Origin of the sequence: Microlunatus spumicola, from assembly GCF_039536445.1 — a bacterium.
GTDB lineage: Bacteria > Actinomycetota > Actinomycetes > Propionibacteriales > Propionibacteriaceae > Microlunatus > Microlunatus spumicola.
On sequence record NZ_BAAAYR010000002.1, the window covers coordinates 529,380 to 555,544 of the forward strand.

A 26,165-nucleotide genomic window follows, 5' to 3' on the forward strand; every position below is an offset into this window, starting at 1 on the left:
CGGCCCGACGTCGTCAGGCGGTGGTGATCAGGTGTTGTCGTTGCTCTCGACGAACGTCCCGTTCAGACCGGACGGGTAGAACCCGCCCTTGCTGACCTTCTCGGGCGTGAGGTAGACGATGTTCAGCACGTCACCCGTGGTCCGGCCGTAGACGAGGCCGTTCTCGTCCGTCGGGACGATGTTGGCGGTCTTGTCGACGCGGACCTTCTGGTCGTCGTCGGACGAGCCGTCGACGGCGTCGCGGAGGTTGGAGATCTTGCGCGTCTCCGTCCACAGCTCCTTGCGGTAGAGCGCTGACCGGACGATGCCGGCGTGGTACGCCTCGACCGCGAGGATCCCGGCGGCCGCACCGAGGTAGGTCTTGTTGTTGATCAGCGGGGCCGCGCCCTTGTAGGCCGTGACGCCGACGTCCTCGAAGATGAACGCGGCGAGCAGGAAGTTGTTCTCGTTCGCGAACGGGTCGAACGTCTGCTTCGAGCTGATCAGGTCCGCCGCACGCGCGGCGTTGGTGAAGCTGGTCTTGAGGTCGATGTCGGGCATCGACACCTTGGCGCCGCCGAGCGCCGAGCGCAGGAACGTGACGTGGGCGATCTCGTCGTTCGCGATCTCCTCGGCGTAGTCCTTGATCGCGTCGGTCTTGAACTTGACCTTCTTGCCCCCGGTCACCTTGCCCTGGGGGGTCGTACCGTCCAACAGGCTGTTGTCGAGGCCCTTCCCGTAGTAGGCGTACGAGTAGAACTGCGCCTCGAGGTACTCCAGGTTGAGCGCGAAGTTGAGGACCGCGGCGTCGCTGATCTGCTCGTCGGTCGGGTCGCCCGGGGCGGCCGACGCGGACTGGACGTTGGCACCGGACAGGGCGACGGCCCCGACGGTCCCGAGGCCGGCGACGCCGGCGGCACGCAGGAACGAACGACGGTCCTGCTCGTTCTCGGCGCTGCGGCTGATCATGTCGGCCACGAGCTTCTTTCCGAACATCTTGCTCCTTCACCAGGGTGGTGCTCCGGGGGTCACCCCAGCGATGCCCTCCCGTCCGCGGAGCGCGGGTTCGGGTGGCCTCGGAGACGTTCGTCGACGCCCCCGTGCTCGCCGAACCGCGTACCGCTGAGATCGCGAGCAGGCCGGGCGCCGACCCGGGCGTTGCGCGTCGCCGGGTCGGTGGAGAAGACCGCTCACGACCTCTTCGCTGCGGCCCCTCCGACGGTTTGGGTCCCGGCCGAAGAATTTTGGGAGACGCAGGTCCGGCGACGAGCTCGCACTGACGCGGGGTCCGGGTCCCAGGAGTTTCACGTAAACGTGGGACTCCGGTACTGACCACGGCAGATCTGCCGTGCAGAGCACGGGTCTTTCACGTAAACGTGAAAGTCCTGAGGTTCCTGGGGCTCGCCGAGCGCTCGACCAGGAGGGCGTACGTGGTGCGGGAAGCAGGACGCGCCAGCCCCCGGGCCGCGCTGGAGAGCAGCGTGGTCGGGAGTCGGCGCGTTCGACGTGCGAGGCGGGCGGAACCGGTCCGGGTGACGCCGGGGCGTCAGGCCGGACCGGTCCCGGTCAGCCCGTCAAGGCAGGCGGAGCGATCAGCTGGCGCCGTTGTTGTTGTTGCTCGTGCGGATCGGGCCGTTGACGCCGGCCGGGAAGAACCCGCCCTTGCTCGTCTGGGCCGGGGTGAGGTAGACGACGTTCAGCACGTTGGCCGCGGAACGGCTGTACGCGATGCTGTTCGAGTCCGTCGGCACGATGTTGGCGTGCGAGCCGGACTTGATGCTCTGGTCGTCGTCGGAGGAGCCGTCGACCGCGTCGCGGACGTTGGAGATCTTCCGGACCTCGGTGAACAGACCCTTGCGGTAGAGCGCCGAACGGACGATGCCCGCGTGGTACGCCTCGACCGCGAGGATGCCGGCAGCGGCCTCCAGGTAGGTCTTGTTCGTGATCAGCGGAGCCGCGCCCTTGTAGGCCGTGACGCCGACGTCCTCGAAGATGAACGCCCCCAGCAGGAAGTTGTTCTCGTTCGCGAACGGGTCGAACGTCTGGTTGTTCTTGATCAGGCCGGCCGCACGCGCTGCCGCGGTGAAGCTGGTCTTGAGGTCGATCGCGGGCTGCGACACCTGCTTGCCGTCGAGCGCGCTACGCAGGAACTTCACGTGGTTGCGCTCGTCCATGGCGATCTCGCGGGCGTACTCCTTGATGGCCTTGGTCTTGAACTTGACCTTGCGGCCGCCCGTGACCTTGCCCTGCGTGCCGGAGCCCGTCAGGTCGCCGGAGTCGAGGCCCTCGCCCCAGTAGGCGTACGAGTAGAACTGCGCCTCGAGGTACTCCAGGTTGAGCGCGAAGTTCAGGACCGCGCGGTCCGTCGAGTCGCTGGTCTCGTCCGCGAACGCGGACTCGGTGCCGGCACCGGACAGGGCGACGGCCCCGACGGTCCCGAGGCCGGCGACGCCGGCGGCACGCAGGAACGAACGACGGTCGTGCTCGTTCTCCGCGCTGCGGCTGATCATGTCAGCCACGACTTTCTTTCCGAACATCATGCTCCTTCGCAGGTGGTGCTCCGAGAGTCACCTCAGCGATGCCCTCCCGCCCGCGGAGCGCGGTACGGGTGGCCACGGAGACGCACAACGGCCCTAGAGCCCCCGAGCACGTACCGCTGAAGTCACGAACGGGCTGGGCACCGACCGGGCGTTGCGCGACGCCGGGGTGATGGAGAGACCGCTCACAGGCCTCTTCGGCGCCGTGACCCCGAGGGTTTGGGCAGATCTCAGTGAATCTTCGGGGTGGTCCCCGGCGCGCGTCCGCCCTGGTCAGGAGCCGAATTACGGTGCTCTCCGGAACTTTGCCGGACCACGAGCTCGTACGTCGTCACGACCTCCTGGCCCGCCCCGTCGGGGTCGAGCATCCGGGCCGCCAGGGTGTCCAGGCAGCCCGTCGCGATCTGCTCCTTGTCGGGGGCGATCGTCGTCAGGGTCGGCACGCTGAACCGGCCGTCCTCGATGTCGTCGAAGCCGACGATCGCGACGTCCTCGGGCACCCGGAGGCCGCGGTCGGCGAGCGCGCGGATCGCCCCGAGCGCCAGCTCGTCGGTGAAGCAGAAGACCGCGTCGGGCACGACCGGCCGGTCGAGCAGCGACTCCATCGCGACGACGCCGTCGGCGCGGTGCAGCGCCCGGACCGCGACCTCCAGCCGCGGGTCCGGCGTACGCCCGGCCGCGCGCAGCGCCTGGTGGTAGCCCTCGAGCCGCTGCCGGCCCGTGTCGTTGGTGAGGTGCGGCTGCGTGCCCACGGCGGCGATCCGCTGCCGCCCGACGGCGACCAGGTGGGCCGTCGCGTCCCGGGCGGCGGCCACGTTGTCGAAGCCGACGTGGTCCAGGGCCGAGCGTCCGCTGCGCTCCCCGAGCAGGACCAGCGGCACCGTGTCCGTGCGGGCGAGCTCGGCCACGTCGAGCGACCAGGGGCTGACGATCATGCCGTCCACGCCGAAGGTCGAGCCGCCGAGCAGGCGCCGCTCGCGTTCCGGGTCGCCCTCGGTCTGGTCGATCAGCACGGTCAGGCCCCGGGTCTCGGCGAGCCGGACGATGACGGAGGCCAGCTGGCTGAAGTAGGGCGAGTGCACCTCCGGCACGACCAGCCCGATCGCGCCCGTACGCCCCCGACGCAGCTGACGGGCCGCCAGGTTCGGCCGGTAGCCGAGCTCGGCGATGGCCGCCTGCACCGCCGCGCGGGTCGCCGGCGCCACGTGCGGGAAGTCGTTGACCACGTTGGAGACGGTGCGCACCGAGACGCCCGCGCGGGCGGCGACGCTGCGCAGGCTGGCGGTCATGCCCCCACCTTTCCAGAACACGTCCGTCTCGGCTCTTGCAACGTTGCATGCAACGTGGCAACAATGAGGGCCCGAGCTGAACCGATCCCACCCGGAGGCCCACATGAGCACCGTCGCCCAGACCCCCACCGACCTCGACGTCGACCAGGCCGAGATCCGCCGCGCGATCTACGAGGAGGGCATCATCGGCCGGAAGGGCGCCTTCAGCCGGGAGTGGGTGGCGGCGCTGTCCGAGGACGTCGACGCCGCCTTCGACGAGGCGCTGTCGCGTCCGGGCGGTGCGGTCGGTCGCGGTCCCAACCGCTACTACGTCGAGATCCACCCGCAGGCGCTGCGCGGCTTCGTCGACATCGCCACCCACCCGTGGATCACCGCGGCGACCGAGGCCGTCCTCGGCCCGGACTACCTCATCACCGAGGTCGGCTTCGACGTCCCCGGCCACGGCGCGATGAACCAGCCCTGGCACCGCGACTTCCCGATGCCCGACGCCGCGCGCGGCGAGCACCGGCTGACCTCGCTGCACTTCAACATCACGGCCGTGGACACCGAGGACGACATGGGGCCGTTCGAGATCGCGCCCGGCACGCAGTGGGACGACGGCGAGGAGTTCCACCACGGGATGTTCCCGCCGAAGTCGCTCTACCCCCGCTACGAGGAGCGCGCGGTCCGCCGCTTCCCGCAGATGGGCGACATCTCCGCCCGTACGGCGCTGACGCTGCACCGCGGGACGAAGCACGCCTCGCTCAAGCGCCGCCCCGTGCTGGTGATCGGCATGGACGGCCCGGACGGCACCAACTTCGAGCGCCACGACATGGCCGTCACGAAGGACTTCTGGGCCGCGCTGCCCGAGTCCGTACGCCGCCACCTCGCCTGCCCGGTGGTCGACGAGCTGGCCCCGATCTACCAGAAGCACACCATCGAGGGCCTGGTGATGGGCGAGGCCTGAGCCTCACCCACCCGGGTCCCGCCCCGAGCGTGCCGAGCGCGCTCGTCCGGACCGCCCGCCCTCGTCTGACCTCCACCCCCCGCGAAGTCAGGCGGGGGCCGGGCTCGGCGCGGGCAACGCCTCGAGCGAGCGGGCGCCGGGCAGGACCATCGTGAACTCCGCCCCACCCTGCGCCGAGCGTCCCGCCCGGATCACGCCGCCGTGCTGGCGGACCACCTGGGCGACGATCGACAGCCCGAGCCCGGTGCCCGGCGTCGTCCGGGCGGTGTCGGCGCGGAAGAAGCGGTCGAACACGCGCGGCAGGTCCTCCTCGGCGATGCCGGGCCCCTCGTCGGCGACCCGCAGCCGGTTGCCCTCGAGCTGGACGCGGACCGTGCCGCCGGGCGGGCTCCACTTCACCGCGTTGTCGAGCAGGTTGGTGACGGCCCGCTCGAGGGCGTCGGGCACCCCGACCACGTAGAAGGGGTCGAGCTCGACGTCGAAGTCGAGCCCGGGGCCCCGGCGTCGGGCCCGCTCGAGCGCCGACGTGACCACGTGGCGGAAGTCGAGCGGCTCCGGCGTGGCCTCGCGGTCGTCGCGGGCGAGCTGGACCAGGTCGCCGATCAGCTTGGCGAACTCCGTCAGCTGACCCTGCACGTCGGTGAGGATCGTCAGCCGGTCGCCCTCGCGCAGCATGCCGCTCCGGGCGTCCATGAGCAGCAGGTCGATGTTCGTCCGGAGGCTGGTCAGCGGCGTCCGCAGCTCGTGGCCCGCGTCGGCGATCAGGCGGCGCTGGCGCTCACGGGAGGCGGCGAGCGAACCGACCATGTCGTTGAAGGACCGGGCCAGCGCGGCCACGTCGGCGGCGCCGGAGACGCGGACGGGGCGCAGGTCCTTGGTCACCGCGATCTGCTCGACGGCCCCCGACAGCTGCCGTACGGGGCGCAGGCTCGAGCGCGCCACGGCCGTGCCCGCCGCCGCGGCGATGGCGATGCCGACGAGGCCGATGATCCCGACCACGAGCAGCAGCGAGCCCAGCACCCCGTCGGTCGCCTGGAGCGGCCGGCCGACCACGAGGGCGACGCCGGGGAGGTTCGCGATGGGGACGGTGACGATCCGGAAGCGCGTGCCGTCGGTCGTCCGGCCCGAGCGGGCGGCGTGGCCGAAGTGCAGGCGGGCGGTCGCGAGCTCGTCGGGCCCGAGGACGAGGTGCTCGCGCTCGTCGGGGACGTAGTAGATCTTGCCGTCGGCCTGGATCGCCGCGACGCTGATGTTGCCGGCGCGCAGGGCGCGCTCGGTCAGGCCCCCGAGGTTGGTGATGTCCTGCGCGGCGGGCACGGACAGGCTGGTCGCGACGTCGACGAGCTCGCTGTCCAGGCTGGCGTAGAGGGACTCCCGCACGGTCATCCAGCCGGCCAGGCTCGACAGCGCCACGGCGAGCGCGACGGCCGCCGTGGTCAGGTAGCCGACCCGGCGCTGCAGCGGGAGCAGGCCGAGCCAGCTGCGGAGCCGCTCGGCCACCGACCCCCGACCGGTCCCGTCGGCCGCGTCCGACCCCGGGGCGGGACGGGCCTCCTGCGCGCGCACGGTCCGGTCTACGGGGGGGTCTCGCGCAGCACGTAGCCCACGCCGCGCACCGTGTGGATGAGCCGCGGCTCCCCGTCCACCTCGGTCTTGCGCCGCAGGTAGCCGATGTAGACCTCGAGCGAGTTCGCCGTGGTCGGGAAGTCGAAGCCCCAGACCTCGTTGAGCAGCCAGCTGCGCTCGAGCACCCGGCGCGGGTGCTGCATGAACGCCTCGAGCAGGGCGAACTCGGTGCGGGTCAGGCTGATCTGGCGGGCCCCGCGCAGCACCTCGCGGGTCTGGGTGTTGAGCACCAGGTCGCCGAAGCTCAGGCTCTGCGTGGAGGGGTCGTTCGAGTCCGCGGTGGTGCCGGAACGACGGACCAGCGCGCGCAGCCGGGCGAGCAGCTCGTCCAGCGCGAAGGGCTTGGCCATGTAGTCGTCGCCGCCGGCGTCCAGCCCGTCGACGCGGTCACCGACGGCGTCGCGGGCGGTCAGGACGAGGATCGGCACGTCGTTGCCGGCGGAGCGGAGCATGCGCGTGGTCTCGAGGCCGTCGAGCCGCGGCATCATCACGTCCATGATCACGGCGTCCGGGCGGTGGGCCGCCAGCTTGGCGAGGGCCTCGACGCCGTCCTCGGCCGTGCTGATCTCGTAGTCGTTGTACTCCAGGGAGCGCGCGAGCGAGTCGCGTACGGCTTGGTCGTCGTCGACGACGAGGATGTGCATAGCCAAAGTCTCTCAGAGTTCTTCGTCGCGGCGTGGAAGAACTCCCTCGCGCGGGCGTGTCAGATTCATGATCAGCGCGTGCATGGGCCCCGGGTCCATCCGGTCGGTGAACAGCGCGGTCTGCTGCATGTGGTCGTGGGCCGCCATCAGCAGGTCCAGCGCTAGCTCGAGCGGCACCGTGAACTCGAGCCCGGCTTACGTCAGGGCGTCGGTCACCAGCGCCTCGACCTGGGCGCGGCAGGCGTCGGCGAACGCCTGGTAGGGCTCGCGGAGGCCGGGCACGCGCGCGGCGTAGAGCAGCAGCTCGCGCTGGGCCAGGAGGTTCGTGCGGTCCGAGCGGCCGCCGCCGCTGAGCCGCCCCAGCACCTGGGAGACCGTGTCGGTCGCCAGCAGCCGGGCGCCGCGGGCCTTGAGCTCGGTGACCGCCTCCTCGGCGGCGGCGTACTCCTCCGCGATGCCCTGCTCGATGAGGGCGAGGACGAGCGCGTCCTTGTCGGCGAAGTTGGAGTAGAAGGCGCCGCGGGTGAAGCCGGCGGCCTCGCAGATCTCCTCGACGCTGGAGCCGATCACGCCACGTTCGGCGAACACGGCGACGGCGGCGGTCATCAGGCGGGTGCGGGTGCGGGTGCGGCGGGCCGAGAACGGGCCCGCGGGCAGGAGGGAGGTCGGCGTCGCTGCCGCCCCCACGGCAGGCCCGACCTCGCGGAGGGACGTCATGGACGTCACCTTAGCGCTTGTTGCATACAGGTCTGTATCGGATACAGTCATGTATCGAGATGTCGTCCTTCCTCTACGGTCTCGGTCGCTCCGCGTACCGCCACCGCCTCCGTGTCGTGCTGGCCTGGCTGGCTGTCCTCGTCGTCCTGGGCGCGGCCTCGGCGGCCGTCAGCAAGGGGTTCGACGAGAACTTCTCGCTCCCGGGCACCGAGTCGCAGACCGCGCTCGACTCCCTGAAGCGCACCTTCCCGCAGGCGGGCGGCACGACCGCCCAGGTCGTCGTCGTCCCCCGGGAGGGCGAGTCGGTCCGCTCGACCGAAGCGAAGAAGGCGATCAACGCCAGCGCGAAGCGGTTCGACAAGGTCCCGCAGGTCGACTCGGTCTCCGGGCCGTTCGACAAGTACGCCAAGGGCCAGGTCGCCGACGACCGCAGCGCCGCGATCATCACCGTGACCTTCGCGGTGCCGCAGGTCGACATCACGCCGGCCACCCTCGCCGAGATGCAGCAGCAGGGGGCCGAGCTCCAGGCCGCCCTGCCGGGGTCGCAGGTCTCCGTCGGCGGCGACGCGTACGGCGGCAGCACCCCCGGCGTCAGCCCGTCCGAGGGCGTGGGCGTGCTGGTGGCCCTGATCGTGCTCTGGCTGACCCTCGGCTCGCTCCGCGCCGCGGGCATGCCGCTGCTGACCGCGCTGCTCGGCGTCGGGCTCACGATCGCGCTGATCTTCGGCGCGACCGGCTTCGCGACCGTCTCGTCGACCACCCCGCTGCTCGCGCTCATGCTCGGCCTGGCCGTCGGCATCGACTACGCGCTGTTCATCACGTCGCGACATCGGGACCAGCTCGGCCAGGGCATGGACCCCGAGGAGTCGGTCGCGCGCGCGGTGGCGACCGCGGGTTCCGCGGTCGTCTTCGCCGGGATGACCGTCATGATCGCGCTGGTCGGCCTGTCGGTCGCCGGCATCCCCTTCCTGTCGATCATGGGCGTCGCCGCCGCGGTCGGCGTCGCCATCGCCGTCCTCATCGCGCTCACCCTGCTGCCCGCGCTGCTCGGGTTCTTCGGCGCCAAGCTGCGCCCGAAGCAGAAGGACGCGGCGAAGAAGGAGAAGAAGCACCAGCAGGTCGAGGGGGCCACGACGCCGGCCCGGGCTGCGCGTCAGCCCCGCGCGCCCCGGGTCGGTCTGGCCCGCCGGTGGGTCCGGCTCGTCACCAAGGTCCCGGTCCTCACCGTCGTGCTGGTCCTGGTGGCCCTGGGCACGATGGCCTACCCCGCCAAGGACCTACGCATCGCCCTGCCCAGCAACGCGACCGCGGCCCCGGGCTCGCCCGTGCGCGTGACGTACGACCTGGTGGCGGAGCACTTCGGGCAGGGCTACAACGGCCCGCTCATCGTCACGGCCACGATCGTCGGCTCCGACGACCCGCTCGGCGTGATGGACGGGATGGCCGACGAGCTCCGCGACCTGCCGGGCGTCGCCAGCGTGCCGCTGGCCACGCCGAACGAGGACGCCGACACCGGCATCATCCAGGTCATCCCCGACGGGGCGCCGGACAGCGAGGCCACCAAGCAGCTCGTCCTCGACATCCGGGCGCTCGAGCCGCACTTCCAGCAGGAGTACGGCGTGGCGACCGCCGTCACCGGCTTCACCGCGGTCGGGATCGACATCTCCGACCGTCTCGGAGCGGCGCTCGTCCCGTTCGGGATCCTCGTCGTCGGGCTGTCGCTGGTGCTGCTGACCATGGTGTTCCGCTCGGTCGCGGTCCCGGTCAAGGCGACCGTCGGCTTCCTGCTGAGCGTGGGGGCCGCGTTCGGAGCGACGGCGATGGTCTTCGAGTACGGCTGGCTCGGCTCGGTCTTCAACGTCGAGCAGACCGCCCCGGTGATCAGCTTCCTGCCGATCCTGCTGATGGGCATCCTCTTCGGCCTGGCCATGGACTACGAGGTCTTCCTCGTCTCGCGGATGCGCGAGGAGTACGTGCACCAGGTCGCGCGGGCCGGTTCCCCGTCGAAGGCGATCGCGCGGGCCGCGGTCGAGAACGGCTTCGTCGCCTCCTCCCGGGTCGTCGTGGCCGCCGCCGTGATCATGCTGTCGGTGTTCGGGGCGTTCGTGCCCGAGGGCGACGGACCGATCAAGACGATCGGCTTCGGGCTGGCGGTCGGCGTCTTCGTGGACGCGTTCGTCGTCCGGATGACGCTCGTCCCCGCGGTGCTCACCCTGCTGGGCACGAAGGCCTGGTGGCTGCCGCGCTGGATCGACCGGCGGCTGCCGTCCTTCGACGTGGAGGGCGAGGGCCTGGCCCACCAGGTCTCGCTCGAGCAGTGGCCGTCGCCGGACGACCCGCACCTGGTCGTCGCGGAGGGCCTGCGGGTCGGCGACTTCGCCGACGTCGCCCCGTCGGTGCTCCCGGGCGAGGTGCTCGTCGTCGAGGGGCCGACGGCCGCCGAGGCGACCGCGCTGCTGCTGATGCTGTCCGGGCGGATGCGGCTGCGCGAGCCCGCCGAGGGCGCGACGGTCCGGGCCCGCACAGCCGGCTTCGTGCTGCCCGAGCAGGCCGGACGGGTCCGTCGCCGGACGGCGTACGTGGACTGCTCCGCCTCGACCGACCTCTCCCGGGAGCTCGCCGAGGTGGCCCGCGCGAAGCCCGACGTGCTGTTCCTGGACCGGCTCGACGTGCTGACCGACCCGGGCGCGGACCCGGACGCCCGCGCGGCCCTGGCCCGCACGTTCGACGCGGTCGCCGCCGAGGGGACCGCGGCCGCCGTGGTGGCCGTCGCCGACCGCACCACCCTCGAGACCCTGCTGCGCGGCCCGAGCCGCGTCCTGGACCTGCGGCCGCGCTCCGCGCTCGCGCCGTCCCAGGCCTGAACCTCTCTGTGCTCGTACGACCTCTCCTGGAGGAGAACCCCGCATGATCACGCTCGAACGTGCCGACGGCAGCCGCCGGGTCGGTCTCTGGTCGCTGGTCGGGCTGCTGCTCGTCCCGCTGGTGCTGGCCGGCGGCTTCCTCGCGACCACGTGGAAGTCGACCGACCGCCTCGACCGCGTGCAGGCGGCCGTCGTCAACCTCGACGAGCCGGTCAAGATCGACAAGCAGACCGTCCCGCTCGGACGCCAGCTCGCCGGCGGCCTGGTGAACGGGGGGACTGCCGAGGACAAGAAGAGTGACGACAAGAGCACGACGAACTTCGCCTGGGTCCTCACCGACGCCGACGACGCGAGCAGCGGGCTCGGCTCGGGCCGCTACGCCGCCGTCGTCACCATCCCGAAGGACTTCTCCGCCAACGCGACCTCGTACAGCGACCAGAGCGGCGACACCGCCCAGCAGGCCGTGATCGACGTGCAGACCTCCGCGGTCAGCGGCGTCTCCGACCCGGTCGTCGGCCAGGCGATCACCGCCGCCGCGACCCGGGCGCTCAACAGCGAGCTCACCGAGCAGTTCGTCAAGAACGTCTTCGTCGGCTTCAACGACACCCAGAAGCAGTTCACCAAGGTCGCCGACGCCGCCGGCCAGCTCGACGACGGCACCCGCCAGCTCGCCGACGGCCTCGGCCAGACGTCCACCGGCACGAAGCAGCTCTCCGACGGGCTGGACCAGCTCGACGCCGGCGGGCCCCAGCTCGCCAGCGGGACCAAGGAGCTCGCCAAGGGGCTCGACCAGTACGCCGACGGCGTCGGCACCCTGGCCGACCAGACCTCGGCGCTGCCCAAGGGCGGACGGCAGATCGCGGACGGCGTCGCCGGGATCGAGACCGGGCTGAAGACCTACCAGAAGGCGCTGCGCCAGCAGGCCGACACGGTCGGCGCGGTGAAGCAGCCCACACCGCCCAGCCAGGAGTCGCTCGGCAAGGCCATCGCCGCGGCGACCCCGGCGGGCTCGCTGCCGACCTGTGCCCAGATCGACGACACCCTCTCCGAGGCCCAGTGCGCGAAGGTCGAGGCCGTCCTCTCGGCCACCGTCACCGCGACCGGCGAGCAGGCCACCACGACCGCGCTCACGGTCGCGGGCCAGCAGTTCGGGGACTACGCGAAGTCGCTCGCGACGTACGCGGGTTCGCAGGGTGCGGCCAGTGCGCTCGACGGTGCGGCCGCCGGGCTGAGCACGAAGGACAAGAAGACCGGGCAGAGCATCCTGTCCGGCACCGGTCAGCTCGCGGACGGCGCGGACCAGCTGGCCGACGGGCTCACGCCGCTGGCGGCGGGCATCAAGCAGCTGGACAAGGGCGCGTCCCAGCTGGCGTCCGGCGCGGGTGACCTCAGCACCGGGGTCACGCAGTACACCGGCGGGGTGCACGGCGTCGCCACCGGCGCCGAGCAGCTGAGCACCGGGCTGGTCCAGCTCTCGTCGGGCGCGGACAAGCTGGCGGACGGCACGAAGCAGCTCGCCGACGGGCTCGACAAGGGCGCGAAGGCGATCCCGACGTACGACAAGACGGCGCGCGAGCGGCTCTCGACCGTCGTGGCGACCCCGGTGACGACGCCCGAGGTGACCTCGGTCTTCTCGAACGTCGCGACGACCACGCTGCTGGCCGTGCTCGCGCTGTGGGTCGGCGGGCTGGCGAGCTTCCTCGTGCTGCGCGCGGTCTCGGCGAAGGCGCTCTCGTCCATGCGGTCGTCCGTGCGCCTGACGCTGGAGAGCCTGCTGCCGGCCGCCGTCGTGGCCGTCGTCCAGGCCGTGATCCTCACCGTCCTGCTGACCACGCTGCTCGACCTGGGTGGGGTCTCCACGGCCCGGATGCTCGGGCTCGCGCTGCTCGCCGGGCTCGTCTTCGCCGCGCTCAACCAGGCGCTGGTGGCGTGGTTCGGCGGGGTGGGGCGGTTCGTCTCCGTGGTGCTCGTCGTCCTGACCGCCGCGGCCGCCATCACCTCCGCGGTGCCCGAGGTGTTCGACTCGATCACGCCGCTGCTGCCGCTCACCCCGGCCCTCGAGGGCATGCGGGCCGTCGCCGCGGGCGCCGGGAGCGGGGGAGGCTCGGCCGCGCTGCTGGTCGCCTGGCTCGTCGTCGGCCTCGCGGCGGCCGTCCTGGCCACCGCCCGGAGGCGGATGGTCCACGCCCCCGCGCTCGTGGTGTCCCCGGCCCGCTAGGTCCTCGGCGGTACGCCCCCTGAGCCTGTCGAAGGGCCCCGGACGGGTTGGCGCTGCTCACGTACGCCGACCTCTTCGAGGCCCTTCGACAAGCTCAGGGAGCGTGCTCGGTCTTCCGCTCCCAGCTCAGCGCAGGGCGCGGACGCTCTCCTCGAGCTCGGCGAGCGCGTCGGCGAGGGTGACCTTGGGCGTCCAGCCCCAGGCGCGGGCGCGGTCGGTGCGGACCTGACCGGTCCAGGCCGGCCCGTCCTCCCAGACGGCCTCGACGCCGAGGGCGCGGGTGACGGTGCCGAGGTAGTCGCGGAGCGTCGCCGGCTCGCCGGCCACGTCGACCGCCGTGCAGCCGCCGCCCACCGGGCCCACCTCGGGGTCGGCGGCCAGGGGGACGTTCCCGAGGGCCAGGTCGGCCACGAGGCTCGCCAGGTCGTCGACGTGCACCCAGCGGAACGTGCGGCGCGCGACCTCGTGCCGCGCCTGCTCGTCGTCGCGGACGTCGGTCGGGCGCAGCGTGTTCCACACCGAGGTCTCGCCGGCCCCGAGGATCGCCGGCGGGCGCACCAGCACCCGCGTGATCCCGTCGACCTCGCCGAGCGCCGCGTCGGTGTCGCGCTTGGTGACGGCGTAGTCGCCCGCGTCGTCCCCGACCAGCGGCGAGGACTCGTCGATGTCGACCGCCCCGTCCGGCTGCCCGTAGACCGCGCAGGTCGACAGGTGGACGAAGCGCAGGACGCCCGCGTCCCGGGCCGCCCGGGCCAGCCGGCTCGTGTCCTCGACGCCGACCTTGTGCTGCGTCGCGAGGTCCGAGCCCATCGGGTGGACGGTCGTGACGACCGCCTCCGCCCCCTCGGTCACCCGGGCGGCGAGCGCCGGGTCGGCGAAGTCACCGACGTGCTCCTCGAGCCCGTCCAGCTGCGGGGCCGTCCCCGCGCGTCGGACCACCGCCCGTACGGCCGCGCCCTGCTCGGTCAGGACCTCGCAGACCCGCCTGCCGACGAGACCGTTCGCACCGGTGACCACGACCACGGGGCGCTGCCCCACCTCTGACGTCATGGTGGTCACCCTGCCACCCGCGTCCGGCGGGCTGCGGCGCCGGAGGACGCCGACCTCTGCGAGGCCCTTCGACAGGCTCAGGGAGCGTCAGCGGGAACGCCCCCTGAGCTTGTCGAAGGGCCCGGGACGGGTCGGCTCAGAGCTGGAGGCGCCGCACCTCCTCGAGGACGCCGGGCATGGCGGCCTCGACGGCGGCGAGGGTGTCCTCGAACCCCTCGGGCCCGCCGTACCAGGGGTCGGGCAGGCCGGACCCGTCCGGTGCGTCGGGGTCGTAGTCGCTGAGCAGGGTCAGGTTGTCCGCGTCCGGCGCCATCCGCAGCATCCTGTCGACGTGGATCGTCTCCGCAGCGATCACCAGGTCGGCGCCCTCGATCTCGTCGGGGGTGATCTGGTGCGCCGAGTGGTCGTCGGCCCGGTAGCCGTGCTCGGCGAGCACCCGGCGGGCCCGGGGGTCGATCGGCGCCCCGATCTCCTCGCGGCTCGTCGCCGCGCTGCTGAACTGCACGTCGGTGTACCCGGCGTCGGCGGCGTACTTCTCGGCGACCCGCTCGGCCATCGGCGAGCGGCAGATGTTGCCCCAGCAGACGAAGACGACCTTCACGGGCCGGACGTCCTGGCCCTGCCGGCTCGCAGGCGTCACGCGCGCGCGCCGCGGAGCCGACGCGGCGGCTGGTTGGGGTCGGGCAGGAACGCGTTGAGGACGAAGCTCACGACCGACACGATGACCGACCCCAGCAGCGCGGTCCAGAAGCCGTCGACGTACCAGCCGACCCCGATCCGCGTCGCGACCCACGACGTGAGCAGCAGCATCAGCGCGTTGATCACCAGCAGGAACAGCCCGAGCGTCAGCAGCACGATGCAGGCGGTCACCGCGGTGAAGACCGGCTTCACGACCGCGTTGACGATGCCGAAGATCAGCGCCACGACCAGCAGCACGAGGACCTTGTCGCCGGTGCCCGCCGCCGTCAGCTGGATGCCGGACAGGAGCCAGGTCGCGACCGCGAGGGCGGCCGCGTTCGCGACGAGGCGCAGAACGAATCTCATACCGCCAGTGTTCTCCTCCTCGCGCCCGCCGTACGCCTGACGCTCCGGTCTTCCTCCTCGGGACGGACGACGGAAGAACGTTGTCGCCCGTCCCTCGTCGTCCAGACCGGACCGGGCTCCCGGCTGCCCGACGCTCGGAGGGGGGTGGCAGGGTCGGGTGATGCACATCGTGGTCACGGGAGGTTCCGGCAAGCTCGGCGGGGCGGTGGTGGAGCGGCTGCTCGCCAGCGGCCACCAGGTCACCAACGTGGACCAGCGGCCCGCCCCCGGGTCGGGCGCGCGGTTCCTGCGGGTCGACCTCACCGACTACGGGCAGGTGGTCGAGGCCCTCACCGGGATCGACGACGCGTACGACGCGGTGGACGCCGTCGTGCACCTGGCGGCCGTGCCGGCGCCGGGGCTGATCCCCAACGCGGCGACGTTCGCGAACAACGTGCCGTCGACGTTCCACGTCTTCCAGGCCGCCAGGCTCGCGGGCATCCGGAAGGTCGTCTGGGCCTCGAGCGAGACGGTGCTGGGCCTGCCCTTCGAGCTGCCGCCGGCGTACGTGCCGGTCGACGAGGCGGTCGCCGAGCCGAACTCGACCTACTCGCTCGGCAAGCTCGTCGAGGAGACCATGGCGGCGCAGTTCTGCCGCTGGGACCCGGACCTGTCGATGGTCGGGCTGCGCTTCTCGAACGTGATGCTCGTCGAGGACTACGCCGACTTCGCGGCCTACACGGCCGACCAGCGGCGGTTCAACCTGTGGTCCTACATCGACGCCCGGGACGCCGCGCAGGCGGTCGAGCTCGCGCTGGCGTACGAGCCGCACGGGGTCGAGGTCTTCGTCATCGCCTCGCCCGACGTCGTGCCGCACGTCCCGGTGGAGCAGCTGCTGGCGGACCGTTTCGGCGAGGTGCGGCACACGCGCGAGCTCGGGGAGTTCGAGTCGCCGCTCAGCATCGACAAGGCCCGCGCGCTGCTCGGCTACGACCCGCAGCACAGCTGGCGCGACCACGTCTGAGCCCCGCCGTCCGCGCCTCCCCCGGACGGGCGCTCCGCGACCGCGCGGCCCCGTGGGGTAGGCAGGGGACATGGACTACGGACGACTCGGCACCACCGGCCTCGAGGTCTCACCCATCTGCCTCGGCCTGATGACCTACGGCGACCCCGCTCGCGGCAACCACAGCTGGACGCTCCCGGAGGACCAGGCGCGGCCGTTCTACGTCAAGGCGGTCGAGGCGGGCATCAACTTCTTCGACACGGCCGACGCGTACTCCGACGGGTCGAGCGAGGAGATCACCGGACGGGCGCTGCGCGAGCTGATCCCCCGCGAGGACCTGGTGCTGGCGACGAAGGTCTACAACCCGATGCGACCGGGGCGGCCCAACGGCCACGGTCTGTCGCGCAAGGCGATCATGACCGGCATCGACGCGTCGCTCACCCGCCTGGGGATGGACTACGTCGACCTCTACCAGATCCACCGCTGGGACTACGCCACCCCGATCGAGGAGACGATGGAGGCGCTGCACGACGTCGTCCGGTCGGGCAAGGTGCGGTACATCGGCGCGTCGTCGATGTACGCCTGGCAGTTCCAGAAGGCGCAGAACGTGGCCACGGCCCACGGGTGGACGCGCTTCGTGACGATGCAGGACCACTACAACCTCCTCGCCCGCGAGGAGGAGCGCGAGATGCTGCCCTACTGCGTGGACTCCGGCGTCGGGGTCATCCCGTGGAGCCCGCTCGCGCGCGGCAAGCTCACCCGACCCTGGGACTCGGAGACGAACCGTTCCGAGACCGACGAGTTCGGCAAGAGCCTCTACTCGGACGGCGACGCGGCGATCGTGCAGGCCGTCCTCGACGTGGCGTCCGAGCGCGGCGTGGCCCCGGCGAGCGTCGCCCTCGCCTGGGTGATGCGGCACCCCGCGGTGACGGCCCCGATCGTCGGTGCCTCGAAGCCCGGCCACCTCGACGACGCCCTCGCCGCCCTGGACGTCGTCCTCACCGACGACGAGGTCGCCCGCCTGGAGGCCCCCTACACCCCGCGCTCCAACACCGGCTTCGCCTGAGCGGCGGACGCCTCTCCCCGACGTCGCACCTCTTGTCGCTCGCTGCACCCGGCCTGCCCGGTGCATGGAGCGGCGGAGGGTGCGAGGTCCGGTTCCGAGGGTGAGCCGGCGGGCTCACGGCATCGGGCGTCCGTAGGCGAACGCGTTGCGGATCCGACGCTCCAGCGTGGCCGCGTCCTCGAGGTCGTCCCAGACCCACCGGACGACCAGCCAGCCCAGGCGCCGGAGCTGGTCCTCGCGCTGCTTCTCGGACCACAGCACGTCGACGGGGTCCCGGTCCTCGTCGGGATCGAGCGTGCGGCCGTACTTGACCCTGCCGTCGAACTCGCCGATCACGCCGAGCGAGGGCCAGGCGAAGTCGACCCGGGCGACGAACCCGCCGACCTCGTTGCGGATGACCAGCTGCGGTTCGGGTGCCGGTAGCCCGCGCTCGGCCATGACCACCCGGCTGACCGACTCGCCCGCGCTCTCGGCCCGCGCGTCCAGCAGCCTCAACGCACGTCGGGCGGCGCCGACACCGTGACGTCCCGCAGCGAGCCCGACCGCCTCCTGCAGCACCTCCAGGCTCACGCCGGAGCGGAGGATCGCGTCGCCCGCGGCCACGCTCGTCCGGGTCGGCAGGGTGCGGGCGAGGTCGACGAACGTCCGGGGAAGGGTCGTGACCGCGACGTCCTCGACGGTCGTCACCTCCTGCTCCAGCAGGCGTGCCCCGTGCACCTGGACCCACCGGCGCGTCCGGCCACCGCCCTCGCGGTCCCTCGTCAGGTGCACCTTCGACAGGTCGGCGTACGGGACGGGCAGGTCGTGCTGCACCGCCGCCGACACGTGGCTGACGACCGCACCGGGACCCGCCTGCGCGACGGTGGCCTCGACGAGGCGGCGGTGCGCCGTCGCCCGGTCAGGTCGGGCCCCGGCGGCGACGTACGCGCCGCGCCGCACCGGGACGATCGACCCGCTCCTGCTCAGGCGCCGGATCTCGTCCGCGGCGAAGCCTTCTCGTACGAGCTGGGCGTGCGTCCTGATCTCCGACATCCCGCCAGCCGATCACGGCCCAGCACCCCCTGAACCGGCCGCGAGTCCGATCTGTGGACAACTTCTTCGCCGCTCGACGGGTGCGCCTCGGCGTCCCCGGCTGCCGCCGCAGACCCCGGACCCCCTGTCGGCCTTCGCACCGTGTCGGCCCGGTGCGAGAACCACCAGGGGGTGCGAAGAGCGGCAGGGGGTGCGAGGGATCCCCGACGTACGGGCCGAGGTCGGGGTCCGCGTCAGACGAGAGCGGGCGCGAAGCGGGCCGGGGTGAACGGCGCCAGCAGCGCCGGCTGCTCCCCCGACAGGACCTGGCGGGCGAGCAGCTCGCCGAGGATCAGGCCGAGCGTCGCTCCGCTGTGGGTGAAGACGACGTGGGCGCCGGGGACGCCGGGGAGGGCGCCGACGACGGGTTCGCCGTCCGCCGGGATGGGCTTGTGGCCGATGCCCACGGACGCCGGCCGCAGGACGGGATGCCCGGCCAGCAGCCGTGAACCCTCCGCCAGCAGCTCGGCCACCACGTCGTCCGGTGCGCTCCAGCCGTCCGCCTCGTCGCCGACGATGCTGCTCGTCACCCAGTCGGCGTCGACGCAGAGGGTGCCGCCGGGGGCGGGCCGGACCGCCGCGCGCGGGGTGTTCAGCGCGGGGCGGAGCGCCGTCGCCACGGGCCCGGTCCGCACCAGCAGCGCGAGCGGCGTGGCCTCGGGGATGACCACGCCCAGCTCGGCCGCCGCCTGCGGGACGCCGGCGCCGGTGGCGAGGACGGCCGCGTCGACCGACCACCGCCGGTGCACCGTACGGACCCCCGTCACGCCGTCGTCGCCGACCTCCAACGTCGCGGCCCCGGCTCCGGTGACGACCTCGCCGCCGTACGCCCGCAGCTCCTCGACCAGCACGGCCACCAGCGAGGGCAGGTCGACCCAGCCCTCGCCCGGGTTCCAGATGGCGCCCTCCGGAGCCACGGCCGCCGCGTCGATGGCCGGGAAGCGTCCGGCCACCTGGGCCCGGGTGAGCAGGACGCTGTCGTAGCCGATGGCGCTCTCGTGGGCATGGGTCGCCAGGAGGGCCTCGCCCTCGCCCGGTGCGTTCCAGGTGACGCCGCCGTCGAAGCGGAGCCAGTCGGCGTCCCGGTGGTGCGTCGACAGGGTGCGGTAGCGGTCGATGCCCGCCATCCGCAGCCGGTGGTAGGCGTCGGAGCGTCGGCCGGAGGAGTTCAGCCAGGACAACGACCGGCCGGACGCGCTGCTGGTCAGCGGGCCGTCGCTGACCAGCACCACCGACGCCCCGGCCCGGGCCAGGTGCGTCGCGACTGAGACGCCCAGGACACCGCCGCCGACGACACCGACGCGCATCGCGGCGCTCACGCCCGGCCCCGCTCGAACTCCGCGGACGCACCGTCCGCCACGCCGGTCACGGCCCAGCGCTCGAACGCCGGGCGCGCCGAGGCGCCGGCCATCTCGACCCGGAGCCCCTCGACCTCGTGGTACGTGTAGCGGTAGCGGCCGTCCTCGTCCAGGCCGCCCGCGTGCGGCGGGTAGCCCGCCGCCGTGAGCCGCGCGCTCTCGCCCTCGACGTCGTCGACCCAGAAGCCGAGGTGGTGGAAGGCCATCGGCTGACCGTCGGAATGCCAGACCTTCGAGCCGGCCACGTTCTCGGTGACCTCGACGTACGGCGGGCCCTGCCGCGAGACCGTGAAGCGGCCCTCGCTGTGCTCGACCTCGTCGCCGTCGTCGAGGCGGACGTGGATGGGCCAGCCGGAGATCGGCTCGGCGAAGGTCAGGCCGAACAGCTCGTTCAGCACGCGGCAGGCCTGGTCGAGGTCCTCGACCTGGATGCCCAGGTGGGCGTCGCGGAGATCCATGCGGGGAGAAGGTCCTTGTCTCGTGGGGTGGGGAGCGCGGGGTGGTGCGGTCAAGCGGAGGGGTTCAGAGGACCTCGGCCAGGAAGGCCTGCAGCCGGGGGCTCTGCGGGTCGTCGAAGATCGCCTCGGGGCGACCCTGCTCGACGATCACGCCGCGGTCCATGAAGATCACCCGGTCGGCGACGCTGCGGGCGAACCCCATCTCGTGGGTGACGACGACCATGGTCATCCCGCGCCGGGCGAGGTCGGCCATCAGCCGCAGGACGCCCTTGACCAGCTCGGGGTCGAGCGCGCTGGTGGCCTCGTCGAACAGCATCGCCTCGGGCTGCATGGCCAGCGCCCGGGCGATGGCGACCCGCTGCTGCTGGCCGCCGGAGAGGCGTACGGGGCGGTAGTCGGCCTTGCCGGCCAGCCCCACCTGCTCGAGCCCGGCCATGGCCCGGGTCCGGGCCTCGTCCTTGCCCAGCCCGGCGACCTTGCGCAGCGGCAGGGTCATGTTCTCGACCACCGTCTTGTGCGGGAACAGGTTGAACTGCTGGAACACCATCCCCACGCGCTGGCGGAGGGTGTCGACCGACATGCTCAGCGTGCTCTCGCCGTCGAGCCGGATGTCGCCGCCGGTCGGCTCCTCGAGCCGGTTGATGCAGCGCAGGGCGGTCGACTTGCCCGAGCCGGACGGCCCGATCACGCAGACGACCTCGCCCGCGGCGACGGAGAAGCTGACGCCGTTGAGCACCTCGTTGCGGCCGAACGTCTTGCGCACGCCCTGCAGCTCGATGCTGCCGCCGGAGAACGTCGGGTCCGGGGCGTCAGCCGTCGGCGCGAGCGCGGTCGTCTCGGCCGTCGTGGCGACGGGCGTGGGGGTGGGGGTCTCGGTCATGGTCATCGTGTCCTCGCTCGTGGTCGTCGTGGCGGTGCTGCGTCGGCCGGTCGGGTCAGTGCCGGCCGAGCGGCAGCAGGTCGTCCGCGGTGGCCGCCGGGACAGGGGCGGGTCCGTCGGGCAGCGCGGCCGGCGGCTCCTCGAACGGGGTGCGGCCCTCGCGCAGACGCTTGTCGATCGCGTTCACGACGTGGGTGAGGGGCACCGTCAGCAGCAGGTAGACGAGCCCGGCGGCGACGAGCGGGGAGAGGTTCGCGTTGCTGACCGAGGCGTCCTGCCCGATCCGGAAGATCTCCCGCTCGCCGGCGACGAGGCCGAGCGTGTAGACGAGGCTGCTGTCCTTGATCACCGCGATGAACTGGTTGACCAGCGTCGGGATCACGCGGCGGATGCCCTGCGGCACCACCGCCAGCCGCATCGCGGCGCCGTAGCTCATGCCGAGCGCGCGGGCCGCCTCGAGCTGACCCTTCTCCACGCTCTGGATGCCGGCACGCAGGATCTCGCCGGTGTACGCGGCGGTGATCAGCCCGAGCGCCACGATGGCCAGCGGGAAGGGCGACGGCCCGAAGAGGCTCATGCCCAGCGGGGACAGGGCCTGCCCGAAGAGCAGGATCGTGAGGATCGCCGGCAGCCCCCGGAACACGTCGGTGAAGACGCGCGCCGGCCAGCGCAGGACCCGCCGGTGCGACAGCCCCATCAGGGCCAGCGGCAGGGCCACGACGAAGCCGACGACGGACGCCCCCAGCGCGAGCAGCAGCGTGTTCTTGATCCCGGTGGTCAGCAGGTCGGGCAGGACCTCCGAGATCAGGTCCCAGTCGAGGAACGTCTGCAGAAAGTTGTCCATCTCGGCCTCCTCGGGCCTCGTCGTGCGGGGGCAGCCGGTCCGGTCAGGCGGTGGGGAGCGCGTACGGGGGCAGGTCGGTCGGCTTGGGCGCCTTGGTGAAGTACTGCGTGTAGAGGCGCATCCAGGTGCCGTCCTGGACGAGCTCGCCGATGGCCTTGTCGACGCCCTCCTTGAGCGCCGTGTTGCCCTTCTTGATCGGGAACGCGGCGGGCTGGTCGAAGGCAGGGACCGCGATCGGCTGCACCAGGTCCGGGTGCTGGTCGATGTAGTCGGTGCCCACGACGAAGTCGAGGAAGTAGCCGTCGACGCGGCCGGTCTGCAGCGCGGCGACGCCGGCGTTGTTGTCCGGGAACATCACGAGCGTCGCGCCGGGCAGGAACTTCTTCGCGTACGCCTCCTGGATCGAGCCCTGCAGGAGGCCGAGGCGCTTGCCGTCGGTGCTGGCGTTCTGGTCGGTGATGCCCGAGGTCTTCGTGGTGAGGACGCCCAGGTAGCCGCCGAGGTAGCCCGCGCTGAAGTCGACGACCTTCTGCCGCTCGACCGTGCCGGCCGACGAGGCCGCGCCCATGTCGTAGCGGCCCTGCGCCACCGCCGGGAACATGGCCGGGAAGTCGATCGCCGCGAACTCGACGGCCAGGCCGAGCTTGGCGCCGACCGCCCGCGCGAGGTCGAGGTCGAAGCCCTTGAACTCGCCGTTCTCGATCCAGCAGTTCGGCTTGGCGTCGGACATCGTCGCCACCGACAGCACGCCGGCCTTGATCGTCTTGATGCCGCTGGCGCCGACCTCGGCGGCGGGCGCCGCGACGTCGTCGGAGCCGCAGGCGTACGTGGTGCCGACGAGGCCGGCCAGCACCGCGGCGGCCCCGCCGCGGAGCACCGTACGGCGGGAGAGGGAGGAGGGGATCATGTCGGGCCTGCTTTCGGGGCGACGGCGGGGTGCCGTTCGGTGGGGTGGACGGGTCGGCCGGGGGGCCGGGACGTGCCGTGCTGACCTGCTGGGGTTCAGAGGAAGCGGTCGGGGTCGGTGAAGGTGAAGTCGGTGTAGGTCGGCTCGCCGACGGCCATCTGGGCGAGCGCCTCGCCGAGCCCGGACGCGTGCTTGAAGGCGTGGCCGGAGTCGCCGCCGCCGACGAGCAGGCGGGGGTCGCCGTGCGGGCGGCCGAGGATGAACTGCATGTCGGGCGAGCGGGTGATCATGCAGGGGGCGGCCGAGGTGGGTTCCGGCTGCAGGCCCGGCAGGTAGCGCGACACGAGCTCGGAGACGAGCGTGTAGTCGGCGGGGGAGATGCTGCGGTCGACCTCGTCGGGGTTGACCAGCGTGTAGTGCGGGTCGTCCTCGGGGCCGATCTTGACCGCGTGGTCGGTGTCGGAGCCGTGGCCCCACATGCGGTTGCCGTCGGGCAGCTCCCGGATGAAGGTCGGGAACCGGCCGAGGTCGAACTCGGCCGCGTCCACCGCCGGCGTGAACCAGGTGAGCGGCGTACGGATCGGCTGGTAGGGCAGCGAGGGCAGCAGCTGGTACATCCAGGGGCCGGCCGTGACGATCACCTGGCGCACGGTGAAGTCGCGGGCCGCCGTCCTGATGATCACGCCGCCGTCGACGAGCTCGATCCCGCTGACGGCGACGCGCTCGACCAGCCGTCCGCCGGCGGCCTCGGCCGCGCGGGTCGCGGCGAGCACCGCGTTCTCCGGGCGCCCGACGCCGGCCTCGGGGTCGAGGATCGCGACGTCCTCGTCGTCGATGCCGGCGTGCTGCGGGAACTCCTTGCGGATCTCCGCGGCGGTCAGCGTGCGGACCTCGACGCCGTGCACCTCGGCCGCCTCACGGACCCCGTTGATGATCTCCGAGCCGGGTCGGCCGATCATGAGCCCGCCGGTGATCCGCACGATCGGGAGCCCGGTCTGCTCCTCGAGCTCGCGCCACAGGGCGAGCGAGCGGCGGGCGACGGGCACCAGGCCCGGGTGCTCGAGGCAGAGGGTGCGGAACAGCCGGGTCGAGCCGTGCGTGGAGCCCTGGTTGTGCCCGGGACGGAACTGCTCGAAGCCGAGGACGTCGGCGCCGCGGGCCGCGAGCCGCCAGAAGGCGTGCGACCCCATGGCGCCCAGACCGACGACGGCGTAGTCGGCGTCGTACGGCTGCGTGACGGGGCTCGAGGGCGAGGGGGAGGTCATGCCCAGTGATCCTGGCGGAAGAGTGATATCGATATCAAGACCTGAACGCCACCTTTCTCGAACGGATCCGGAAGTGGAACGTCCACGTAACATCAGCCGCGTGGTGGACGGGGTCGACCGCGTCGACGACCTCGTGGACCGTCGGCCACCCTCGGTGACGCTCACGGAGGTCGCCCAGCGCGCCGGCGTCTCGCGCGCGACGGCGGCCCGGGCGCTCGGCGGCTACGGTTCCGCGAGCGCGGCCGCCCGCGACCGGGTGCTCGCCGCGGCCGCCGCCCTCGGCTACCGGCCGAACCTGCCGGCGCGCAACACCCGGAACGGCACCACGACCACCGTCGGCGTCGTCGTCGCCGACATCGCCAGCCCGTTCTTCGGCCAGAGCACCCGCAGCATCAGCGACGCGGCGAAGGCGGCCGGGCTCGAGATCATGGTGCTGAACACCGACGAGGAGCTCGAGGCCGAGCGCGCCGCCGTGCACCTGCTGCTCGACCAGCGCGTCGCGGGGATGGTCGTCGCCGCGGCGTCACGGACCGACGGCCGCCACCTGGCGCAGGCGCAGGCGGAGGGGGTTCCGGTGGTGCTGCTCGACCGGCGCGTGATCGGGCTCGACGCCGACCGGGTCTACGCCGACAACGGCGCCGGCGCCGCCCTGGCCATGGCCGAGCTGATCGGGCAGGGTCACCGCCGCATCGGCTACGTCTCGTCCGCCGCCGGCCCGCACGGGCACCCGCCGGGCGCGCCCCTCGTCGTCGACGAGCTGGTCTCCAGCGGCGGCGACCGCATCCGGGCCTACCTCGCGGCGCTCGCCGAGGTCGTCGACGAGCCGACCCGCTACCTCGCGCTCTGCCCCTTCGGCGAGGAGGCGGCGTACGCGGCCACCCGCGAGCTGCTCGCCCGCCCCGACCGCCCGACCGCCGTGTTCGCGTCCGACAGCGTCATCGCGCTCGGCGTGCTGCGGGCCATCGCCGACGCCGGCTTCGCGGTCCCCGGCGACGTCGCCGTCGTCGCCGGCGACGAACCCGCCTGGTCCCGCGTCACCACCCCGCCCCTCTCGACCGTGACCCAGCCCGTCGCCGCCCTCGGCCGCGCCGCCCTCGAGCTCGTCACGAGGAGGCTCGCCGACCCGACGAGCCCCTGCACCGACGTCGTCCTCCCCACGACCTTCCAGGCCCGCGCCTCCACCGGCGGTTCCGTAGGCGCTTAGCCCATCCAGGCACCCGCCGCCGCAGCCCGGCGCTGGCGTAGCCCGGCTCTGTGTCTGCTCGCCTTTGTGTCGTCTGCGCGTGTTTGAACACGCGCAGACGACACAAGATCGAGCAGACGTACGCGGAGGTGGCGGCAGCCGCGCCGAGGGGGAAGCGATCAGACGGGCATGGCGTGGCCGCGCGCGAAAGCGCGCTCGAGCCGCGCGAACCAGGCCGCCGGGTCGTCGAGGTCGGCCCAGATCCACCGGACGACCTGCCAGCCCAGGTCCCGGATCAGGTCCTCGCGGACCTTCTCGCGCCAGAGGGCCTTCGTCGGGTCCTCGTCGGGCGCCAGGCTGCGGCCGTACTTCACCCGGCCGTCGAACTCCCCGACCACGCCGAGCTCGGGCCACGCGAAGTCGACGCGCGCCACGACCACGCCACGCTCGTCGCGGACGAGCAGTTGGGGTTCGGGTGCTGGAAGCCCGGCCTGGAGCATCAGGACCCGGCTGACGGACTCGCCGTAGCTCTCGCTGCGGCCGTCGAGCAGGCCGAGGGCCCGCCGAGCGGTCCCGACGCCCCGGCGTGCACCGAAGGTCGCTAGCACCTGCTCGAGGTCCCCAGGGGTGGTGGCCCCGAGACGCAGGGCCCCGTCTCCGACGGCGACCGCGTCCGGGAGCGGCAGGACGCAGGCGAGGTCGACGACGGTCCTCGGCAGCGTGGTGGTCGGGATCCCCCTGACCTCCGAGACGTGCTCGGGCGGCAAGGGATGACCGTGGACCTGGAGCCAGGCGCGGCGCTGCCCGCCGCCCTGCCGGTCTCGCGTGAGGTGCACGCGGTCGAGCGCGCTTCGGGGGACGCCGAGCGAGCGCAGCACCGCCGCGGAACCGTGGCTCACCACCGAGCGCGGGTGGCCCTGCTTGAGCGTCGCGACGATCTGCCGGCGGTGCAGCCGGGTCGGGTCGTCGTCGAGCTCAGCGACCTCGACGTACGCCCCGCGCCGCACCCGTCGCAGGGACCCGGTGCCGACCGCCGAACGGATGGCGACGGGGTTGAGCCCGCTCTGCACGAGCTCGCGGGCCAGTCGGATGTCCTCCACACGGACAGCCGACCACGGCCGGACACCCTCGAGACCAGTTGTGCACAGGCCACTTCTCCCAGGAACCCGCCGGCCACTGCCCTTGCTCGAACGCCCCTCCCGCCACCCCGGATGCGTCTGCTCGCCTTTGTGTCGTC

General features: G+C 72.6%; 23 protein-coding genes and 1 pseudogene. 6 read left to right on the forward strand and 18 right to left on the reverse strand.

The features are described from left to right. Window positions 1-27: 27 nt before the first annotated feature. From ABD665_RS11455 to ABD665_RS11465, 3 genes are all read right to left on the reverse strand, one after another. Window positions 28-975: a ferritin-like domain-containing protein gene (locus ABD665_RS11455; protein WP_204910547.1), complete on the reverse strand. Its 948-nt coding sequence runs from the start codon at window positions 973-975 to the stop codon at window positions 28-30. A gap of 596 nt (window positions 976-1,571) precedes the next feature. Next, the gene (locus tag ABD665_RS11460) at window positions 1,572-2,489 is read right to left on the reverse strand and encodes a ferritin-like domain-containing protein (protein ID WP_344742419.1); all 918 of its coding nucleotides are present in this window, start codon (window positions 2,487-2,489) and stop codon (window positions 1,572-1,574) included. A gap of 257 nt (window positions 2,490-2,746) precedes the next feature. Continuing rightward, window positions 2,747-3,805 (reverse strand): substrate-binding domain-containing protein, encoded by a 1,059-nt coding sequence (locus ABD665_RS11465; protein WP_204910545.1) that lies wholly within the window; start codon window positions 3,803-3,805, stop codon window positions 2,747-2,749. A gap of 103 nt (window positions 3,806-3,908) precedes the next feature. Here ABD665_RS11465 and ABD665_RS11470 point away from each other — a divergent pair, with 103 nt between their 5' ends. Further along, window positions 3,909-4,751 carry a phytanoyl-CoA dioxygenase family protein gene (locus ABD665_RS11470; RefSeq protein ID WP_204910544.1) on the forward strand — a complete coding sequence of 281 codons (843 nt, stop codon included), beginning with the start codon at window positions 3,909-3,911 and terminating at the stop codon, window positions 4,749-4,751. A gap of 87 nt (window positions 4,752-4,838) precedes the next feature. Here ABD665_RS11470 and ABD665_RS11475 read toward each other — a convergent pair whose 3' ends face one another. The 4 genes and pseudogenes from ABD665_RS11475 to ABD665_RS21680 all read right to left on the reverse strand — a co-directional run. Beyond that, window positions 4,839-6,221 carry a sensor histidine kinase gene (locus ABD665_RS11475; protein WP_344742420.1) on the reverse strand — a complete coding sequence of 461 codons (1,383 nt, stop codon included), beginning with the start codon at window positions 6,219-6,221 and terminating at the stop codon, window positions 4,839-4,841. A 104-nt stretch (window positions 6,222-6,325) separates the two neighbouring features. Continuing rightward, on the reverse strand, window positions 6,326-7,021 hold the full coding sequence (locus ABD665_RS11480) for a response regulator transcription factor (protein ID WP_183342504.1): 696 nt from the start codon (window positions 7,019-7,021) through the stop codon (window positions 6,326-6,328). Between the two features lie 12 nt (window positions 7,022-7,033). Beyond that, on the reverse strand, window positions 7,034-7,198 hold the full coding sequence (locus ABD665_RS11485; protein WP_204910542.1) for a hypothetical protein: 165 nt from the start codon (window positions 7,196-7,198) through the stop codon (window positions 7,034-7,036). Between the two features lie 302 nt (window positions 7,199-7,500). Beyond that, window positions 7,501-7,738: pseudogene (locus ABD665_RS21680) on the reverse strand (TetR/AcrR family transcriptional regulator); the annotation flags it as partial. Between the two features lie 59 nt (window positions 7,739-7,797). Here ABD665_RS21680 and ABD665_RS11495 point away from each other — a divergent pair. Next, a complete protein-coding gene (locus ABD665_RS11495) occupies window positions 7,798-10,602 on the forward strand; it encodes an MMPL family transporter (protein WP_204910540.1) in 2,805 nt (934 codons plus the stop codon). Window positions 10,603-10,645: 43 nt separating this feature from the next. Continuing rightward, window positions 10,646-12,820 carry a YhgE/Pip family protein gene (locus ABD665_RS11500; protein WP_204910539.1) on the forward strand — a complete coding sequence of 725 codons (2,175 nt, stop codon included), beginning with the start codon at window positions 10,646-10,648 and terminating at the stop codon, window positions 12,818-12,820. A gap of 126 nt (window positions 12,821-12,946) precedes the next feature. On the opposite strand, the gene ABD665_RS11505 is transcribed toward ABD665_RS11500, so the two are convergent. The 3 genes from ABD665_RS11505 to ABD665_RS11515 form a co-directional block, all read right to left on the reverse strand. Continuing rightward, window positions 12,947-13,870 (reverse strand): NAD-dependent epimerase/dehydratase family protein, encoded by a 924-nt coding sequence (locus ABD665_RS11505; RefSeq protein WP_204910538.1) that lies wholly within the window; start codon window positions 13,868-13,870, stop codon window positions 12,947-12,949. Between the two features lie 136 nt (window positions 13,871-14,006). Further along, entirely contained in the window at window positions 14,007-14,510 is a 504-nt protein-coding gene (locus ABD665_RS11510) for a low molecular weight protein-tyrosine-phosphatase (RefSeq protein WP_486348145.1), read from the reverse strand. Beyond that, entirely contained in the window at window positions 14,507-14,914 is a 408-nt protein-coding gene (locus ABD665_RS11515) for a phage holin family protein (RefSeq protein ID WP_204910537.1), read from the reverse strand. Before ABD665_RS11515 ends, ABD665_RS11510 begins: the two co-directional genes overlap by 4 nt. Window positions 14,915-15,074: 160 nt before the next feature. Here ABD665_RS11515 and ABD665_RS11520 point away from each other — a divergent pair, with 160 nt between their 5' ends. Continuing rightward, window positions 15,075-15,917 (forward strand): SDR family NAD(P)-dependent oxidoreductase, encoded by an 843-nt coding sequence (locus tag ABD665_RS11520; protein WP_204910536.1) that lies wholly within the window; start codon window positions 15,075-15,077, stop codon window positions 15,915-15,917. A gap of 70 nt (window positions 15,918-15,987) precedes the next feature. Then, entirely contained in the window at window positions 15,988-16,962 is a 975-nt protein-coding gene (locus ABD665_RS11525; RefSeq protein WP_204910535.1) for an aldo/keto reductase, read from the forward strand. A 114-nt stretch (window positions 16,963-17,076) separates the two neighbouring features. On the opposite strand, the gene ABD665_RS11530 is transcribed toward ABD665_RS11525, so the two are convergent. The 7 genes from ABD665_RS11530 to solA all read right to left on the reverse strand — a co-directional run bounded on the left by ABD665_RS11530 (window position 17,077) and on the right by solA (window position 23,745). Further along, entirely contained in the window at window positions 17,077-17,994 is a 918-nt protein-coding gene (locus tag ABD665_RS11530; RefSeq protein WP_204910534.1) for a hypothetical protein, read from the reverse strand. Between the two features lie 233 nt (window positions 17,995-18,227). Beyond that, on the reverse strand, window positions 18,228-19,352 hold the full coding sequence (locus ABD665_RS11535) for an FAD-dependent oxidoreductase (RefSeq protein ID WP_204910533.1): 1,125 nt from the start codon (window positions 19,350-19,352) through the stop codon (window positions 18,228-18,230). Beyond that, on the reverse strand, window positions 19,349-19,849 hold the full coding sequence (locus tag ABD665_RS11540) for a VOC family protein (protein ID WP_204910532.1): 501 nt from the start codon (window positions 19,847-19,849) through the stop codon (window positions 19,349-19,351). Before ABD665_RS11540 ends, ABD665_RS11535 begins: the two co-directional genes overlap by 4 nt. A gap of 64 nt (window positions 19,850-19,913) precedes the next feature. Further along, window positions 19,914-20,729 carry an amino acid ABC transporter ATP-binding protein gene (locus tag ABD665_RS11545; RefSeq protein ID WP_425562144.1) on the reverse strand — a complete coding sequence of 272 codons (816 nt, stop codon included), beginning with the start codon at window positions 20,727-20,729 and terminating at the stop codon, window positions 19,914-19,916. 55 nt (window positions 20,730-20,784) lie between these two features. Further along, on the reverse strand, window positions 20,785-21,573 hold the full coding sequence (locus ABD665_RS11550) for an ABC transporter permease subunit (RefSeq protein ID WP_204910530.1): 789 nt from the start codon (window positions 21,571-21,573) through the stop codon (window positions 20,785-20,787). 43 nt (window positions 21,574-21,616) lie between these two features. After that, window positions 21,617-22,480: a transporter substrate-binding domain-containing protein gene (locus tag ABD665_RS11555; protein WP_204910529.1), complete on the reverse strand. Its 864-nt coding sequence runs from the start codon at window positions 22,478-22,480 to the stop codon at window positions 21,617-21,619. A gap of 95 nt (window positions 22,481-22,575) precedes the next feature. Then, complete coding sequence (gene solA / locus ABD665_RS11560; protein WP_204910528.1) at window positions 22,576-23,745, reverse strand: N-methyl-L-tryptophan oxidase; 1,170 nt, start codon at window positions 23,743-23,745, stop codon at window positions 22,576-22,578. Window positions 23,746-23,845: 100 nt separating this feature from the next. On the opposite strand from solA, the gene ABD665_RS11565 reads away from it, so the two are divergent. Continuing rightward, window positions 23,846-24,949 carry a substrate-binding domain-containing protein gene (locus ABD665_RS11565; RefSeq protein WP_204910527.1) on the forward strand — a complete coding sequence of 368 codons (1,104 nt, stop codon included), beginning with the start codon at window positions 23,846-23,848 and terminating at the stop codon, window positions 24,947-24,949. A gap of 158 nt (window positions 24,950-25,107) precedes the next feature. Here ABD665_RS11565 and ABD665_RS11570 read toward each other — a convergent pair whose 3' ends face one another. After that, window positions 25,108-26,028 carry a hypothetical protein gene (locus tag ABD665_RS11570; RefSeq protein WP_204910526.1) on the reverse strand — a complete coding sequence of 307 codons (921 nt, stop codon included), beginning with the start codon at window positions 26,026-26,028 and terminating at the stop codon, window positions 25,108-25,110. Window positions 26,029-26,165: the final 137 nt, after the last annotated feature.

Coding starts and splice junctions, on each gene's coding strand:
- ABD665_RS11505 (WP_204910538.1), bottom strand. CDS start 13,870: ATGACGTCAGAGGTGGGGCAGCGCCCCGTGGTCGTGGTCACCGGTGCG.
- ABD665_RS11515 (WP_204910537.1), bottom strand. CDS start 14,914: ATGAGATTCGTTCTGCGCCTCGTCGCGAACGCGGCCGCCCTCGCGGTC.
- ABD665_RS11480 (WP_183342504.1), bottom strand. CDS start 7,021: ATGCACATCCTCGTCGTCGACGACGACCAAGCCGTACGCGACTCGCTC.
- ABD665_RS11495 (WP_204910540.1), top strand. CDS start 7,798: ATGTCGTCCTTCCTCTACGGTCTCGGTCGCTCCGCGTACCGCCACCGC.
- solA (WP_204910528.1), bottom strand. CDS start 23,745: ATGACCTCCCCCTCGCCCTCGAGCCCCGTCACGCAGCCGTACGACGCC.
- ABD665_RS11545 (WP_425562144.1), bottom strand. CDS start 20,729: ATGACCGAGACCCCCACCCCCACGCCCGTCGCCACGACGGCCGAGACG.
- ABD665_RS11540 (WP_204910532.1), bottom strand. CDS start 19,849: ATGGATCTCCGCGACGCCCACCTGGGCATCCAGGTCGAGGACCTCGAC.
- ABD665_RS11520 (WP_204910536.1), top strand. CDS start 15,075: ATGCACATCGTGGTCACGGGAGGTTCCGGCAAGCTCGGCGGGGCGGTG.
- ABD665_RS11455 (WP_204910547.1), bottom strand. CDS start 975: ATGTTCGGAAAGAAGCTCGTGGCCGACATGATCAGCCGCAGCGCCGAG.
- ABD665_RS11465 (WP_204910545.1), bottom strand. CDS start 3,805: ATGACCGCCAGCCTGCGCAGCGTCGCCGCCCGCGCGGGCGTCTCGGTG.
- ABD665_RS11460 (WP_344742419.1), bottom strand. CDS start 2,489: ATGATCAGCCGCAGCGCGGAGAACGAGCACGACCGTCGTTCGTTCCTG.
- ABD665_RS11550 (WP_204910530.1), bottom strand. CDS start 21,573: ATGGACAACTTTCTGCAGACGTTCCTCGACTGGGACCTGATCTCGGAG.
- ABD665_RS11530 (WP_204910534.1), bottom strand. CDS start 17,994: ATGTCGGAGATCAGGACGCACGCCCAGCTCGTACGAGAAGGCTTCGCC.
- ABD665_RS11525 (WP_204910535.1), top strand. CDS start 15,988: ATGGACTACGGACGACTCGGCACCACCGGCCTCGAGGTCTCACCCATC.
- ABD665_RS11555 (WP_204910529.1), bottom strand. CDS start 22,480: ATGATCCCCTCCTCCCTCTCCCGCCGTACGGTGCTCCGCGGCGGGGCC.
- ABD665_RS11500 (WP_204910539.1), top strand. CDS start 10,646: ATGATCACGCTCGAACGTGCCGACGGCAGCCGCCGGGTCGGTCTCTGG.
- ABD665_RS11470 (WP_204910544.1), top strand. CDS start 3,909: ATGAGCACCGTCGCCCAGACCCCCACCGACCTCGACGTCGACCAGGCC.